Source organism: Siphonobacter sp. BAB-5385 (assembly GCF_002261125.1).
GTDB lineage: Bacteria > Bacteroidota > Bacteroidia > Cytophagales > Spirosomataceae > Siphonobacter.
The window spans coordinates 1-15,595 of record NZ_NMPS01000204.1 but is presented as its reverse complement, the minus strand read 5'-3'; the positions used below and the strand labels follow the sequence as shown (position 1 = coordinate 15,595).

At 46.7% G+C, this 15,595-nt stretch carries 12 protein-coding genes and 2 pseudogenes; 8 read left to right on the top strand and 6 right to left on the bottom strand.

Annotated elements, in window-relative coordinates; all coding sequences use genetic code 11:
* Positions 1-9: 9 nt before the first annotated feature.
* The 4 genes from BWI93_RS20160 (at position 10) to BWI93_RS20145 (ending at position 3,454) form a co-directional block, all read left to right on the top strand.
* Complete coding sequence (locus tag BWI93_RS20160; RefSeq protein ID WP_094814632.1) at positions 10-657, top strand: response regulator; 648 nt, start codon at positions 10-12, stop codon at positions 655-657.
* Positions 658-916: 259 nt separating this feature from the next.
* Positions 917-1,744, top strand: coding sequence for a protein-glutamate O-methyltransferase CheR (locus tag BWI93_RS20155; protein ID WP_094814630.1), 828 nt, complete (start codon positions 917-919; stop codon positions 1,742-1,744).
* Between the two features lie 21 nt (positions 1,745-1,765).
* The gene (locus BWI93_RS20150; RefSeq protein WP_094814628.1) at positions 1,766-2,332 is read left to right on the top strand and encodes a chemotaxis protein CheB; all 567 of its coding nucleotides are present in this window, start codon (positions 1,766-1,768) and stop codon (positions 2,330-2,332) included.
* A gap of 9 nt (positions 2,333-2,341) precedes the next feature.
* Complete coding sequence (locus BWI93_RS20145; RefSeq protein ID WP_094814626.1) at positions 2,342-3,454, top strand: response regulator; 1,113 nt, start codon at positions 2,342-2,344, stop codon at positions 3,452-3,454.
* A gap of 105 nt (positions 3,455-3,559) precedes the next feature.
* Here the strand turns inward: BWI93_RS20145 and BWI93_RS20140 are convergent, their stop codons facing one another.
* The 3 genes and pseudogenes from BWI93_RS20140 to ahcY all read right to left on the bottom strand — a co-directional run bounded on the left by BWI93_RS20140 (position 3,560) and on the right by ahcY (position 7,149).
* On the bottom strand, positions 3,560-4,066 hold the full coding sequence (locus BWI93_RS20140) for a pyridoxamine 5'-phosphate oxidase family protein (RefSeq protein ID WP_094814624.1): 507 nt from the start codon (positions 4,064-4,066) through the stop codon (positions 3,560-3,562).
* 60 nt (positions 4,067-4,126) lie between these two features.
* Positions 4,127-5,743 (bottom strand): M1 family metallopeptidase, encoded by a 1,617-nt coding sequence (locus BWI93_RS20135; RefSeq protein ID WP_094814622.1) that lies wholly within the window; start codon positions 5,741-5,743, stop codon positions 4,127-4,129.
* Between the two features lie 93 nt (positions 5,744-5,836).
* A pseudogene (gene ahcY / locus BWI93_RS20130) lies at positions 5,837-7,149 on the bottom strand (adenosylhomocysteinase).
* 317 nt (positions 7,150-7,466) lie between these two features.
* Here ahcY and BWI93_RS20125 point away from each other — a divergent pair.
* Positions 7,467-8,154 (top strand): annotated as a pseudogene (locus tag BWI93_RS20125) (cell division ATP-binding protein FtsE).
* Positions 8,155-8,218: 64 nt separating this feature from the next.
* On the opposite strand, the gene BWI93_RS20120 reads toward BWI93_RS20125, so the two are convergent.
* The 3 genes from BWI93_RS20120 to BWI93_RS20110 form a co-directional block, all read right to left on the bottom strand.
* On the bottom strand, positions 8,219-9,538 hold the full coding sequence (locus BWI93_RS20120) for a capsule assembly Wzi family protein (protein WP_176454285.1): 1,320 nt from the start codon (positions 9,536-9,538) through the stop codon (positions 8,219-8,221).
* Between the two features lie 459 nt (positions 9,539-9,997).
* Positions 9,998-11,530 carry a capsule assembly Wzi family protein gene (locus tag BWI93_RS20115; RefSeq protein ID WP_094814618.1) on the bottom strand — a complete coding sequence of 511 codons (1,533 nt, stop codon included), beginning with the start codon at positions 11,528-11,530 and terminating at the stop codon, positions 9,998-10,000.
* Between the two features lie 202 nt (positions 11,531-11,732).
* Positions 11,733-13,307, bottom strand: a complete 1,575-nt coding sequence (locus BWI93_RS20110) for a PglZ domain-containing protein (RefSeq protein WP_094814616.1) — start codon at positions 13,305-13,307, stop codon at positions 11,733-11,735.
* 164 nt (positions 13,308-13,471) lie between these two features.
* On the opposite strand from BWI93_RS20110, the gene BWI93_RS20105 reads away from it, so the two are divergent.
* The 3 genes from BWI93_RS20105 (at position 13,472) to BWI93_RS20095 (ending at position 15,551) form a co-directional block, all read left to right on the top strand.
* Positions 13,472-14,218, top strand: a complete 747-nt coding sequence (locus BWI93_RS20105) for a DUF4905 domain-containing protein (protein WP_094814614.1) — start codon at positions 13,472-13,474, stop codon at positions 14,216-14,218.
* Positions 14,205-15,236 (top strand): LysM peptidoglycan-binding domain-containing protein, encoded by a 1,032-nt coding sequence (locus BWI93_RS20100; RefSeq protein WP_158242696.1) that lies wholly within the window; start codon positions 14,205-14,207, stop codon positions 15,234-15,236. The genes BWI93_RS20105 and BWI93_RS20100 overlap by 14 nt, the downstream gene beginning before the upstream one ends.
* Before the next feature lie 135 nt (positions 15,237-15,371).
* The gene (locus tag BWI93_RS20095) at positions 15,372-15,551 is read left to right on the top strand and encodes a hypothetical protein (RefSeq protein ID WP_094814610.1); all 180 of its coding nucleotides are present in this window, start codon (positions 15,372-15,374) and stop codon (positions 15,549-15,551) included.
* The last annotated feature ends 44 nt before the right edge of the window (positions 15,552-15,595 follow it).

Here is a 15,595-nt window from a genome sequence, read left to right as displayed (position 1 = left end):
TGCCTCCTCATGGACGCCGGCGAAGCTTCCGAGGCCGTACTCGCTACCCTCGACCAGTTGCATGGGGCCTTGGGTACGCATCAGATCCCTTTCATTCTCTTTTTGGATCAGGACTTGTCACCCACGGATGAATCGCGGTTCAAAAAAGTTTCCGATGTCATTATCCGGAATTCGCCGCTGGCCAAGGATCGATTGCTGGACGAACTGGAACTGTTTTTGTTTAAAGTAGAAAGCCAGCCCGTAGTACCTAAAGCGAACGTTGTAATGGCGGAAAAGGCTCTAAAGGGCAAGAAGATCCTTTTGGTAGACGATGATATGCGAAATGTTTTTTCCCTGAGTACACTTCTGGAAGAATATGAGATGGATACTATTACTGCCGGAGACGGCCGTGAATCCCTGGAAGTACTCCAGAACAACCCGGATACGGACCTGATTCTGATGGATGTGATGATGCCCGAAATGGATGGTTATGAAGCCATCCAACATATTCGGGCCAACCCCCAGTTTCAGGAATTGCCTATCATTGCCCTAACGGCCAAAGCCATGCAGGGGGACCGGGAGAAAAGCATACAGGCCGGAGCTTCGGATTACATCAGCAAGCCTGTAGACACTAAACAATTGCTATCGCTGCTACGGGTCTGGCTGTCGCGGGGTTAGGCTTGGCGATGATTTTTTATACTACAACAAATCTGTTTTTTGTCCCGTAGATGCGAAAATAGTCCTGTTGTACGCTATCAACTACTAACCAATACCTATCTACAATAGCCACAACTCGGTGACCCGGAGCAGGCTCTCGTTAATCGTGGTGAGGTTCCGCTGGGCTACCTGCCAGCCGTATTTACGGGAACAAACTAAACCTATTTAAGGCAACGACATCAGTAAAGATTCGTTTTACGTTAGCAATCGATGATTAGGTATGAGTGACGGGATTGACATTTTACCCCACGAAATTGAAGAAATCATTCAGGTGATTCGGGAACAGTATGGCTACGACTTTATGGATTACTCGCGGGCTTCTTTTACCCGGCGAGTGAAGCATTGCATGCAGCGAGCGGGCCTCAAAACCATGTACGAATTACGTTATCACCTCATCAACGAACCCTCTTTTTTCGTTTGGTTCCTGCAAACCCTGACGGTCAACGTCACTGAAATGTTTCGCGACCCGGCTTTTTACCGGCAACTTCGCGACACCGTGATTCCCCGGCTGGCCTCCTACCCGATTATCAAAATCTGGCACGCGGGTTGTGCGACGGGCGAAGAAGTCTATTCGATGGCCATTATTTTAAAAGAAGCCGGCCTGCTCGACCGCACGCGTATTTATGCGACGGACATCAATCCGGCGAATCTGGAAAAAGCCCGCAAAGGCATCGTTCCGCTTAGTGCGATGAAAGAGTATACGGCCAACTACATTCGTTCGGGTGGCACCGAGGATTTTTCGTCGTATTACGAAGCTCATCCCAATCACGTAGTCATCCGGCCTGATTTGTTACAGAAGGTACTTTTTTCCCAGCATAATCTGGTAACCGATCAGGTATTCAATGAATTTCAGCTAATCTGCTGCCGAAATGTGCTCATTTACTTTAACAAAAACCTGCAAAACCGAGTCCTGCATCTGCTCTACGACAGTCTGGTTCCACTAGGATATTTGGCCCTGGGCATGAAAGAATCATTACTGTTCATGGAAATACGACCTGAATTTGAGGCCGTTAGCGAAGCCAGTAAAATCTTTCGCCGACAACATTAATTGATTCGCTCACGACCAAACATGAATTCCCTTTCTCCCGAGATTGTTGTCGTTGGCGGCTCAGCCGGTAGCGTGTCGATCATCATTCAACTGCTTGAGCAGCTTCCTGAGACTTTTCCCTTTGCGTTGGTGCTGGTCATTCATCGGCAGAAATCCGTACCCAGCGAAATGGATAAAGTTTTCGGGTTTTCCAGCAAGATGCGAGTCATCGAACCTAACGATAAAGATTTTGTAGTACCCAATCGGGTTTATCTGGCCCCGCAGAATTATCATTTGCTGCTTGAACAGGATCGTACCTTCAGCCTTGATTATTCGGAAGCCATTCATTATAGTCGCCCCGCCCTCGATCCGGCCTTTGAAAGTGCCGCCGATGTATACGGGGCACGAGCCGTAGGCATTTTACTGAGCGGAGCCAATCAGGACGGCTCCCAGGGACTCGCCTATCTGGTTCAACGGGGTGGCCGGGCTCTCATCCAGGATCCGCAAAGCTGCGAGTTTCCTGCCATGCCCCTGGCCGCTCTGCAAGTTGTCTCCCAGGCTGAAGTCGTAAAGCCTGCTGACCTTAATAACCGTCTTTTTTCTCTATAAATTTATTCTATGACCGACGTTCAAACTGACTTCACCATCCTTTTAGTCGATGATCGGGAAGAAAACCTGATTTCGCTGGAAGAAATGCTGGCCCAGGAAAATCGGGTATTCTTACGGGCACTTTCGGGTAATGAAGCCCTTAAGCTGATCCTGCGGAATCCGCAGATCGGATTGATTTTACTGGATGTACAAATGCCGGAAATGGATGGCTTTGAAGTAGCCCGTATTCTGAAATCGAATCCCAAAACCCGCGATGTATCCATCATTTTCGTGACGGCTCTTAATAAGGAGCAGCAGTACGTCTTGAAAGGATACGATGAAGGAGCGGTAGACTATCTGCAAAAACCCCTCGACATTCAGGTAACGCAGGCCAAAGTCAGCGTTTTTGAAAAGCTGTACCGGTATCAGACGCAGCTTAAGCAAACCGCTGATGCTCTCCGAAAAACCAATAAGCAGCTCGAAAACTTCGTCTACATCGTTGCTCACGACTTAAAATCGCCCCTTAACGGAGTCATCGGAATGCTTTCGCTGATGGAAATGCAAAACGAGGAGGAAGGTTTAACACAGGAAGAACTTCGCGAATATCTCGGACTCTCTCAGAAAGCTTCGTATCACCTGTCAGGCATGATTTCTGAGATTTTGGATTATTCCCGGAAGAGTCTTTCCGAACAAACCATTGAGGAGGTAAATGTACAGGAAATGGTAATGCAGATTTTCCAATTACTCTTTCCTCCGAAAACGATTCGTACGGTCATTACCGGTACCATGCCGCGTTTCCAGACCCGGAAACTGAAACTTCAGCAGGTGTTTCAGAATCTGATCAGTAATGCGATTAAGTACAATGATAAACCTCAGGGACTGGTTGAAGTGGGCTATACGGAAAAATCGGACTTCTATGAATTTTACGTTCGTGACAACGGTCCAGGAATCAGTTTGAAAGATCAGTCCAATTTGTTTGAACTCTTTGGAGTCAGTCAGGCCCCCACGCAAACCCGCGATGACAAAACGGGTGTTGGGCTAAATATTCTGAAAGTACTGGTAGAGGAACAAGGTGGTAAATTCCGCATCGACTCTACCGTGGGTGAGGGCAGTACTTTCTTTTTTGACTGGTATAAATCCTAAACTAAGTACCGTGCAGAAACACGGTTTATTGCGTTTCTACACGGTACCTGTTTAGTTTTTCTATAATCTACTACTACTCGTTTATAGAAATAAAAGCTTTGTGCTTTACAAAGTTACCTTACCGTGTGATCCGTCGTTATAAGGTGTTCCGGTAATGGCGGCTTTCAGCATTTTGAAGCCATTGACCAGTTTATTTGAGGAACTATCCCAGAATTCAGCTTCATCAATACTAATTTTCAGCAAGGACAGTTCTGGATCGTCGATCCCATCCGGAAACCAGGCTTTCAGAACGGGCGTATAAAGCTCCTCCATCTTGGCCTTGTCGGTTACCAGTTTGGCCCGACCCTGTACGCTTACGTACGTATTTTCTTCCGGATTGGCGTAGGCTACGCAGACGCGATGCTCCTGTTCAACTTCATCGGTTTTACGGGAATGCTCCCGGGTGAAAAACCACAGCGTACCGTCGTCTTCCAATGCAGTCGTAGCCATCGGACGACTTCGTAGGCCGTCATTTTCGGTGTAGGTAGTCAACATCGCTACCCGTACGTCTTTGATTTTATCTTTGAGCAGCTTGATTTGCTCTTCGTGCGTGAGTTCTTTTACATCAGACATGGCTAAAATCTCTATTAGTACATGGAAATTAAGCAGAAAATCCCGTACCAAGACCCTGCATTATTCCAATGGTAAATGACTGCCGAAGATGTAAAAACGATCCGTATCCAGCCGGAACTGCTGACCATCTTCCTTTTTCAGATACACCGTTTGCCACTCGTTCGTGGGGTGTAGCGTTTCGTAGCGGTCCCCAAAGGTTACCCGAACGGGCATTGTAAAACCGGGTACTTTCGTACGCCAGCGGTAGGTCAGTTTAAAGCGTTTGGGATTATCAACCGACGTAAATTCAAAAACGGGTGGATCAGCATGAAACAGGTACTGATTGAAAAAAGCGGTACAGTCAATCGCCAGCTCCTGATTGAAAAAACGCACCAATTCCTCAGTTGTAATAGCCTGATAAGCAAAACGTTCGGGGATTTTCCGCAGGGTACGGTACCACAGGGAATCGTTATTAACCACCTTTCGTAGCGTATGTAAAACCCAGGCCCCCTTATACGCTTGATCCTGGGTTCCGGGTAACCATTCTACACCTGAAGGACCAATCAAGGGTTCGGTATTCTTGATCAGTTTTCGATACTCTTTGAGCCGTTCGAGTGCCGTTCGATAATCTTTCGTTCGTTCCAGATAGAGAATTTCCGCGTACGTAGCGAAAGCTTCCGAAATCCAGGCGTCGGCCTGATCCCGGTAGGAAACGCTGTTTCCGAAATAATGATGGGCACTTTCGTGGACAATCGTATAATCGAAATCATACGTTGGTACATTCCGGTAAAAGTTCGCGTAGGGAATTACTCCCTGCGGAGCCATTCCCTGAAAAGGCGTTTCCACCAGCCGGTATCCATCCCGCCAGAACGGGTACTTCCCGAAAATCTTTTCGTAGGTACTCAGCATGGTTTTTACCTGCTGAAAATGACTTTGGGCTTTCGCTATGCGGTCTGGCATGACGTAATATTCAAGGGAAAGTTGAGCCCCATCCAAGGCCTCGTATTGATCCTGAATCCGTTGAAAGTTACTGACATACAGCGTGACGCCCGCCGGCTGAATGGGATAGCTCACTCGCCAGTTGTACGACCAGTACCCATCCGGTCGATTTTTGTACACGCTCTCCAGGCGTCCGTTCGATACCCCAGTCAACTCTTTGGGTACCACCACGTGAATTCGCATGGAATCTGCTTTATCCGAAAAGTCATCCTTGCAGGGCCACCACAGCCGTCCGCCCGTCTGTTGGGTCGAAGCGGTGATCCAGCTTTTACCGGACAAGTTTTCCCGCCAGTCAAAACCGCCCACCTGACCGGCACCGGCAATAGCCTGAGGCTTGCCCCGGTACGTTACCTGAATGGTGGTGATTTTTCCTTTTCGCAGCGGCTCGGGAAAATCCACCCAGACCACCGATTCATTCCGCAGGAATTTCAGCGTTTGAGCATCCTGCGTTACCTCTACTATTTCCAGATTCGGTACCAGATCCAACTGAATCCGAAACAGATTCTCCAGAGCTTTGAACCGAATGGTTACAGTTCCCTGAATAGATTCGGTCGTTGGGTTGACTTTCACATTCAGGTCATAGAAGCCAACGTCGTAATTGGAACGAAACCGATTCAGCCCATTGCTGACCTGCGGCGTTGGTTGACCAGACGCCAGACCATATCCGAAAAGCAAGAGTCCGAAGAATACCTTTTTCATAATGCCGGTAGAAGGGTTCCGCTGACTGCAAATAAAAAACAAAAGCCGGGCGTTTGTGCAAACGCCCGGCTTTTCCGTGTACTGAACGGCTAATTAGTAGCGATACAGATCCGATTTGAACGGACCTTCTACCGTTACACCAATGTAATCAGCCTGCTCCACGTCGAGTTTTTCGAGTTGAGCTCCAATGTGATCCAGGTGCAGAGCCGCCACTTTCTCATCGAGGTGCTTCGGCAGTACGTATACTTTTTTCTCGTATTTGTCCGTATTGGTCCAGAGTTCAAGCTGAGCCAGCGTTTGGTTCGAGAACGAGTTCGACATTACGAAGGAAGGGTGACCCATCGCTACGCCCAGGTTTACCAGACGTCCTTCGGCGAGTACGATCACTTCTTTGCCATCGATCGTATACAGATCGACCTGAGGCTTGATTTGTGATTTCGTTGAGCCGTAGTTCGCGTTCAGCCAGGCCATATCGATTTCGTTGTCGAAGTGACCGATGTTACAAACAACCGCCTTATCTTTCATCGCCTTGAAGTGACGATCTTTGATAATATTGATGTTACCCGTAGCCGTTACGAAGATGTTCGCCCGTGGGGCGGCGTTATCCATCGTTACTACTTCGTAACCGTCCATAGCAGCCTGAAGGGCACAGATCGGGTCGATTTCCGTCACCAGTACGCGGCAACCCGCTCCCCGGAGTGATTCCGCAGAACCTTTTCCTACATCACCATATCCAGCTACTACGGCTACTTTACCGGCCAGCATCAGGTCCGTACCACGACGAATCGCGTCTACGAGTGATTCCTTACAGCCGTATTTGTTATCGAATTTCGATTTCGTAACCGAGTCGTTTACGTTGATTGCGGGGAGGTACAACGTTCCTTTGCGGAAACGTTCGTACAGACGATGTACACCCGTCGTAGTTTCTTCCGACAGACCTTTGATACCGTCAATCAGCTCGGGATAGTCGTCGAAAACCATGTTGGTCAAATCACCACCGTCGTCGAGAATCATGTTCAGGGGCGTACGCTCGGCTCCAAAGAACAACGTTTGCTCGATGCACCAGTTGAATTCTTCTTCGTTCAGGCCTTTCCAGGCGTATACCGATACACCTGCGGCAGCGATGGCCGCAGCGGCGTGATCCTGCGTAGAGAAGATGTTGCAGGAAGACCAGGTTACTTCAGCACCCAGTTCAACCAGCGTTTCAATCAAAACGGCCGTTGGATAGTCATGTGCAGACAACCCGCGATGCGAGCACCTGCCAGGGGTTTCTGCGGGCCGTATTCTTTCCGGATGGCCATCAGACCGGGCATTTCGGCCTCAGCCAGGCGAATTTCTTTGCGACCCCATTCGGCCAGGGAAATGTCTTTTACTTTGTAAGGGATGTACGTTTGCGTAGCTTCCATATGTTAGATCAACGATCTGGGATAGGTAATGTAAAGTTGGATTAAAACCGCGAAAATCCGTACGAACGAAGCATCAATCACTATTTAACTTTCTGACGATCAGCTCCGTGTTCCGTTCTCTTCGCAGTGGGCTGCTTACATTACGGTCATTATCTGAGTAAGAACTCAATTTCGTACAAAATTAGTCCCTATTGATCGGCTTTCCAAAGTAGTTTCCTAATATTGACCCTCATTCCCTGCATACCTGATTTTGGGGGTAATTTAAACTATCGGACCGAGTCGGTCGTTTTACAAGACAAAAGTTCAGATTTATAATGATTCCGTTTGTCAACCAGCCTGTGGTACAGGTTTTAAATACAGATGTTTACCAGTCGGTGAAAACAAGTACTGGAAAATATCAATTTTGCCATTCAGAAGGGCGAGTTTGTGTACCTCATTGGCCGGACCGGCAGTGGGAAAAGTTCATTGCTCAAGACCCTCTATGCCGATCTTTCCCTGGTGAAAGGCTCGGTACAGATCGCGGGCTACGAACTCAATTCCATTCGTCGGAAAGACATTCCTTTTCTTCGGCGGAAGCTGGGCATTGTTTTTCAGGATTTCCAGCTGTTCATGGATCGTAACATTGCTCAAAACCTGGAGTTTGTGCTTAAAGCAACGGGCTGGACGGATTCCATGAAGATGAAAACCCGGATTGCCGAAGTTCTGATACGCGTTGGGTTGAGCGGAGAGATGAATAAAATGCCTCACCAGCTTTCGGGTGGCGAGCAGCAACGCGTCGTCATTGCCCGGGCCCTGTTGAATGATCCGGAAATACTACTGGCTGATGAGCCGACGGGAAACCTCGATCCCGAAGTGTCGGAAGACATTATGCGTCTCTTTCTCAGCATTAATAAATCGGGGATGTCCGTACTGATGGCTACCCACGATTTTGATCTGATTCGCAAGTTTCCCCAGCGGATGTTACGCTGCGAAAACGGTAAAGTTGTCGAACGCGATTATCTATAGGAAGTATCTTCAAAAAAAGAGAGCGAATCCTCTGGGATTCGCTCTCTTTTTTTGAAGATACGATTTATAAAAATCCTGACTTCCGTAGGCTTATGTAAGCTCCCAGCGTATTTTCATAGAGCTCACCCCTATCGTAAGCTATCGCCCCACTCAGTTCGCCACCTTTCAGCCACGGTAATCGCGTACCTACTCGCAGTAGGCCCGAGAACTGTTGCAGGGATTTATCGAAAGGCAATACATACGAACCACGATTTCGGCTATAGGAAAGTTTCATTTCCCAGGAAGTGTTTCGTTTGAAGGTTCCGGCCAAACCCGTGTGAATGACCTCTACTCGATTGTTCGAAAAGCCTAATGCATACCGACGAACGCCGGGTTTTAAGTCGGCATCCGGTGTTACAAAAGGAGTACCTATACCCCGACCAAAGTATGTCCACCCATCCTGATACTGGCTATTATTGAAGTAATTGTCCTTCCCACGTTTTCTGGGATCAGTATCCACAAATTGATCACCGCCCTGATTGATGGTACTTAACCATTCGACCGTAACCTGCTTAAGAGAAAAGGCTGCGTAACTAGGCATCTTGCTTTTCCAGCGAATACCATTGAAACTATCGGCAGTAGACAGTTCATAAAACAGCGAGCCATCTTCAAACATAATTTGCCGGTACAGGAAGACGTCAAAAGCAGCAGGCCTCCATTGCAGAGCCATATCAATCGTTCCCAAGTGGTTACCAATTCGATTCTGGTCGAATACAATCACTTTTCCAGGGTTAGCGACGGCATAGTTAGCCATGCTTTGTCCGGAAAACACACCCCAATAACCTAACCATGATTTTTCGAAATGTCCATAACGGGCCATGTCTCCGGGATCGTTTATAAAGGCCGGGGCATAGCCAGCCCATTGTACGGAGTGGTTAACCCCCGCGTGCAGGACGATGGGCCAGTTTTTCGTACCCAAACGCACATAGAGGCCCTTCTGGTGCAAATAAGCGTTTTGAACAAACGGGCGACTATTCTCAAACCAACCGTGAGTTAGGTAAGCTTTCATGTGCAACCATCGGCCGATTACGGGAATAAAGTCGTATGTACCAATACGAATCTGCGGAATAGGCAGGGCGTTTGTAGAAGAAACCATAGAACCCATCCCCAGCAGGGTATCAGACAAACCAACGTATTCACGTTTCCGCCCACCGTAAAGTTCCCATTTTTTGTATTTCAGTCGTAAATACCCTTCGTTAACAATCCCTTTAAATTCGGGATTATTGGTCTGCCCCATGACTTCAATGGCTCCCTCCAGCCACCAGCGATCGGAGCGTCGGGACAAAGGTATCTGATACTGTACCCCAGCCGAAGCCAGCATTCCCTGCGGCTTGGTAGGAATCACCCCGTATTGGTTCGCATGCAGCCAAAAAGCGGTTCGATCCGACGTAGATAAAGCCGTTGTAGCTAATTGTACAAAATAAGTTCCTCCATGCTGCCGAGTACTGTCCTGAGCATAAAGTAGGTTGCAGGTAAAGGCTGTTAAAAGAAAGCTAAGGCCAAAAAACTTATACATTAAGGTAGGTTAATTCTACGAAGCTTCAGATCTATTCTCCGTACTTTTTCTAAAAAGTACTACTAAAAATGTCCAAGAATACTGTGGATTTAACGCCAAATATCTATTAATAATTATATAAATCAAAATAATTAAAGCGGGTACCGCTTTGACTAATCACCCTCGAAGTAGATTTTTCTATCTATTTATTGAAGTATTCCTTTTTTGTAACGCAGAAATCTGCCCATACCTAATAAAACCGCCCAAAGCGATTGCTTTGGGCGGTTTTATTATTTTTTCATTAATCATTTATCGGCCGAATATCCCTGACTTCCGAATACTTAAATAACCACCCAACGTATTGTCATAGATTTCACCCCGGTCGTAAGCAACAGCTCCGGAAATTTCACTTCCTTTTAACCAGGGCATTTTTATCCCCACTCGAATTAAGCCAGAAAATTGCTTCAGTGGACCATTGTAGTAGGGACTCGTATCGTAAGTGATGTTGTTGTACGTACCAAAGTTTAAACTATAAGACGTACGAATCTCCCAGGTGGTACGTCGCTTGTATTGACCGGCCAAAGTCATATTGATTACCTGTACCCGGTTGTTAGGCATTCCACGTACATTCGTTCGTACCTCTTTTTTCAACTCACTATCAGGTTGTATGAAAGGTACGCCAATGGAACGGTCAAAATAAGTCCAGCCATCCTGGTACTGACTGTGATTAAAGTAGTTATCAATGCCTCGTTTCTGTGCATCATCAATAATAAATTCATCTCCACCCTGGCTTACCGTGCTTAACCATTCGAGCGTTACGCGTTTCAAGTGGAAATCAGAGGCCTGCTGTACTTTATTCAAATAGCGTACGCCGTTCAATCCATCATCGATATTAACCAAATAGAAAAGAGATCCATCGTCAAACATACTTTGCCGATAAAAGAATAGGTTATAGTTGCAATTTTTAACTTCCATTCCTACATCAACTGTTCCTAAATGGTTACCAATCCGATTTACATCAATGGAAATAAAATCGTCTATAGGATATCCTTTATAACCGTAATGTACCTGCATACTTTTCGCCAATACCACGCCATTCCAGTAAGCAAAGGCTGATTGATTGAATTTTCCATGCTTGGACAACAAACCTGGGTCGTCGGCCAAACTGGGAGCATACCCACCCCACTGTGCAAAATGACTTAAGCCTCCATACAGATTGATGGTCCAATCTTCCTTCCCAAATTTAAGATACAGACCCTTTTGATGAAGAAAAGCGTCCTTCGTAAAGGAGTTATAGTTTTCAAACCAGCCGTGCGTATAGTAAGCTTTGAATTTGAGCCACTTTCCTACCAGCGGTACGGGGATGAATGTTTTCGTCCCAAAGTGAATCTGGGGAATCGGCAAAGCATTGCCTGACCAATTCAGGGAACCCATACCCGTTAGCGTATCCGACAAGCCCACAAACTCCCGCTTCCGTCCTCCGTACAACTCCCAGTTCTTGAAATTCAACCGTAAATACCCTTCGGTGAGAACCCCATTCAATTTGGGGTTTTGGGTCTGAGCGATGCCTTCCAGAGCAGCGTCAATGGACCAGCGATTGGCTCGCCGTGAAAGTGGAATTCGGTAATATACCCCTGCAGATAATAAACCGCCTTGGGGTGTGGTTGGGATCGTTCCGTATTGGTTCGTTTGAAGCCAGAAAGCCGTTCGATCTGAACTTGATAATGCCGTAGTTGCTGCCTGCACAAAGTACGTACCGAAACTACGCGTACTATCTTGAGCAATGACAGGGTTCCATCCGATACAAAGGCATAGGATACTTAGGAAGGTAAAACAACGCATAGATTTCTGAGGGTGGTATATATATTCGTTAATAAGCTGGGGGTTTATGACATCTTATTAAACTGTGCAAAGTAAGATAAATTTGTCAGTGTATTTAAAGTTATATGCTTACTATACATAAATAATTTTTACGGAAAAGTCTTAAAAAGCAATAAAAGCCACCTGAGTTAACGGGTGGCTTTTATTGCTTTTTAAAGGTAATCTACTTTGCTTTCAATTGTACAACCGGTACAATCACTTCTTCCAAGGAAACGCCTCCGTGCTGGAACGTATCCTTGTAGTAATTGACGTAGTAGTTGTAATTATTGGGATACGCGAAGAAGTAATCCTCTAGTGTGAAAACATACGCTGACGAAACATTGTATTTCGGCAGACCAAAAGCTTCGGGGCGACGGCATACGAGCACGTGATCTTCATCGAAATTCAGGTTTTTCCCCTGTTTATACCGCAAATTCGTATTGACAGAACGGTCACCAATGATCCGTACGGGCTTTTGTACGCGAATCATACCGTGGTCGGTCGTCAGTACCACCCGGCCGCCTTTCTCGGCGATTTTCTTGAGAAATTCCAGCAAAGGCGAATGCTGGAACCAGGAGTTGGTTAGACTGCGATAGGCAGATTCGTCTGCCGCCAGCTCTTTAATCATGGCTGAGTCTGTACGAGCGTGCGAAAGCATATCCACGAAGTTGTACACAACGGCAACTAAATCATTCGTGGCGATATTATTAAAGTTTTCAACGAGTGCTTTTCCCTGATTAACGTTCAGAATTTTGTGATACGACATTTTGATGTTGCTCAGGCGGCTTTTCTGCAACTGCATTTGTAGAAATTCTTCCTCATGCACGTTGAGTCCTTCTTCATCGTTTTTCTGATCTCCTTCAATATCGTGTACCCACAAACGCGGATACTGTTTCTCAATCTCGCTGGGCAGCAAACCCGAAAAAATCGAGTTACGGGCGAAGGAAGTCGTCGTTGGCAAAATGGAATAGTAATGGCTTTCCTCCTCCACCGTGAAATACTCCGTCAACTCACGTTCGATCAGTTTCCACTGATCGTAGCGGAAATTGTCAATCAGAATGAAGTAGAGCGGATTGCCGGGTTGCAAATGCGGAAACACCTTTTTCCGCAGGAGCATGTTCGACAAAATGGGCTTATCGGCTTTGGGCTCGTTAATCCAGTCTTCGTAATTGTCTTCGATGAACCGGCAGAAGTTTGCATTAGCTTCTGATTTCTGCATGTTCATCACCTCTTCCATGCTCTTATTCGGCGTGGCGTCGATTTCCAGTTCCCAGTACACGAGCTTCTTGTAGATATCGGCCCATTCTTCGTGACCGATCCGGTCCTGATACTGCATGGAAAGCTGCCGAAACTCCTGCTGGTAGCTCAGATTGGTTTTTTCTTCCACCAATCTTCTCGATTCCAGAATTTTACGAACGGAAAGCAGAATCTGATTGGGATTCAGCGGTTTAATCAGGTAATCAGCAATTTTAGATCCGATGGCCCCTTCCATGATGTGCTCCTCCTCGGATTTCGTAATCATCACCACGGGCAGGTTCGGCCACTGCTGCTTCAACTGGGCAAGGGTTTCGAGACCCGTCAGGCCCGGCATCATTTCATCCAGAAAGACAACATCGAAGGTATTATTTTCCAATTGTTCCAACGCATCCGCTCCGGAATTGACGGGGGTTACATCGTACCCTTTCTGGGTAAGGAAAAGAATATATGGTTTAAGAAGATCAATTTCGTCGTCGGCCCACAGGATGGAATACTTTTGCATACGTATAATCGAAGATTTATAATCAGTTGAAAGAAAAACAAAAAATACAAAGACCGTTGGTGATTTACCAGCAAGATAGGTAAGGTGACTTATTTTTTACCCTACTTCTGTAACGGATGGCAAAACCATAAGATTGTAAAATCAAAATTTTTATTCCAAGTCGTATGACTTCTCTGAACGTTGAGCATTCCATTTATAAAATTCTACCGGACTATTCGCAGCCCATGCTTGGTATTGAACTGCGGGATGCGGATCGTAAAACCGCTTTTGTACAGGCTTTGCAGGTACAGAATGAGGATTTTTCCACTTTAGTACGCATTGAAATTCCCTGGTGGACGAACGTACTGGGATGCTTTCAGGGGATTTTTATCCTTCATACCTTCGGAGAACCCAGCGTACCGAAACCTACTCACCTCGAAGCTTTCGACGCTCGTACGGGGCAACAACTCTGGTCCAGTACTGAAACCGTTTGGCTGGAAACCTTAGGATCAACGCTTCGGGTAAAAATTTCGGCCGAAGAAGAACGGTTTCTGGACTTGCGAACGGGCAAGCCCGTACCTATCATTTCGAATGAGATTAGGGAAGAAACGGCTCGCTTTCCGGTTCACTACGCCGAGGGCAGTTCACACCTGTTTGCGTTACAAAAACTTATTCGGCATCTGACCGGTCAACAACCCATCGGTGCGTGCGATTACCTCGAATTTCAGGATTCGATCATTTTTTCTTACTATTTTTACGAATCCGAAAAGCTAAAAAATGATCTTTTGGTCGTTAGTAAAGCTGGAAACGTACTCTTTCACGAGTCGCTTCAGACCGGTGAAGGCCTGGGTCATACCACCTTTATCGTTTGGCGTAACCAACTCGTATTCATTAAAGATCAAGTTTATCTCTGCTGGCATGCGGTATCTTAATTGTTTCTTCCTTGGATTTTTTGGTCTGATTTCGCTAGACAGCTCAGCCCTTACTACCCCTGTCGACTCCATTGGTACCGAATGGAAAAACGGTAAAACCCTGATTGTTTACAAAGTGACATCGGGACAAACGCTGTATAGTTTATTAAAAAAATACAACGTTACGCTCGACGAGTTTAAAGCAGTCAATCCGGATTTTTCCGGTAATCTGCGTTCGCAGGAAACGGTATACATTCCCCGCAACTGGAAGCGTCGCGAAGAACCGACTGTTGTATCCTCTACTTCCGGTAAAACCCACAAGGTAGAACCGGGCCAGACGCTATTCAGTATTGCCCGCAAATACGACGTAGGTACGGCTGACCTCAAACGCTGGAACAACCTGTCGGCGGATGGTACGGTCAAACTCGATCAGGTCTTGTACGTGAGCGAACCTACAAAAACGGAAGTGGCACCAGCTACTAAACCCGAGGTTCGTAAGCCGGAAGAACCCCGCAAACCCGAGCCTACCAAGGACAAGCCCGAGGTGGCCAAAGCTCCCGTAATGGTTACGAAACCGGAGGCCCGCGAAGAACCCCGCAAGCCCGAAGAGCCCAGAAAAGAAGAACCGAAAAAACCCGATTCAACGAAGGCAAAGCCTGAACCCACCGCTACCAAACCCGTAACGGTGCCCAAGCCTGAAACCGAAGTACTGACGCCCGTTCGTACGGAAAACGAACCCGTGCCAAATGCCGGTACCGGAGCGAAAAAAGTAGTAGAAATGGGTCTGTGCGAATTGATTGACGCTCAGGATAAAACGGGAAAATACCTGGCTCTCCACCGGTCTGCTCCCATAGGAACCATGCTGACCGTACGGAACGAAGCCAATAACCAAAGTGTGATTGTAAAAGTAATTGGTAAACTGCCCGATACGGGTTTGGCGGATCGCGTGGTCGTTCGGCTTTCGGCCCGGGCTTTCGAGAAACTCATGCCTACGGATCGACGAATTCGGGCTGAAGTTAGTTACCTGGCCGTGCAGTAGTTGTCAGGATTTGATTTCGCTGGAATAAGTTACCCCTTTACAGCTTATTCAGTCTTCGGACCCATTGAAAACTAGGCCATTCGTGGAACCTTTTCAAAATTTTGTCGTTACTACACATATTCTAAACTCACGTGTATGATCAAAAGACCCGAACGTTCGAAATACGTAACTCCCGGTGCCATTGTGTTTAATATCATTTTCATTCTGGCGTATCCGATTATCGCGGCTTTCTATCTTGTATTCAATATACTCGTGTGGGTTCTTTCTATTCCTTCGCGGATGTGGGCCTACGTAGCCAAGCGAATTCGTAGTTAGTTCGGAATAAAGCATTCAATGAAAAAGGGGTTAGCTAATTAGCT

Bases quoted from the DNA above. Each gene is read 5' to 3' on its own strand.
- BWI93_RS20160 (WP_094814632.1), top strand. From the start codon at position 10: ATGGACGCCGGCGAAGCTTCCGAGGCCGTACTCGCTACCCTCGACCAG.
- BWI93_RS20155 (WP_094814630.1), top strand. From the start codon at position 917: ATGAGTGACGGGATTGACATTTTACCCCACGAAATTGAAGAAATCATT.
- BWI93_RS20150 (WP_094814628.1), top strand. From the start codon at position 1,766: ATGAATTCCCTTTCTCCCGAGATTGTTGTCGTTGGCGGCTCAGCCGGT.
- BWI93_RS20145 (WP_094814626.1), top strand. From the start codon at position 2,342: ATGACCGACGTTCAAACTGACTTCACCATCCTTTTAGTCGATGATCGG.
- BWI93_RS20140 (WP_094814624.1), bottom strand. From the start codon at position 4,066: ATGTCTGATGTAAAAGAACTCACGCACGAAGAGCAAATCAAGCTGCTC.
- BWI93_RS20135 (WP_094814622.1), bottom strand. From the start codon at position 5,743: ATGAAAAAGGTATTCTTCGGACTCTTGCTTTTCGGATATGGTCTGGCG.
- BWI93_RS20115 (WP_094814618.1), bottom strand. From the start codon at position 11,530: ATGCGTTGTTTTACCTTCCTAAGTATCCTATGCCTTTGTATCGGATGG.
- BWI93_RS20110 (WP_094814616.1), bottom strand. From the start codon at position 13,307: ATGCAAAAGTATTCCATCCTGTGGGCCGACGACGAAATTGATCTTCTT.
- BWI93_RS20105 (WP_094814614.1), top strand. From the start codon at position 13,472: ATGACTTCTCTGAACGTTGAGCATTCCATTTATAAAATTCTACCGGAC.
- BWI93_RS20100 (WP_158242696.1), top strand. From the start codon at position 14,205: ATGCGGTATCTTAATTGTTTCTTCCTTGGATTTTTTGGTCTGATTTCG.
- BWI93_RS20095 (WP_094814610.1), top strand. From the start codon at position 15,372: ATGATCAAAAGACCCGAACGTTCGAAATACGTAACTCCCGGTGCCATT.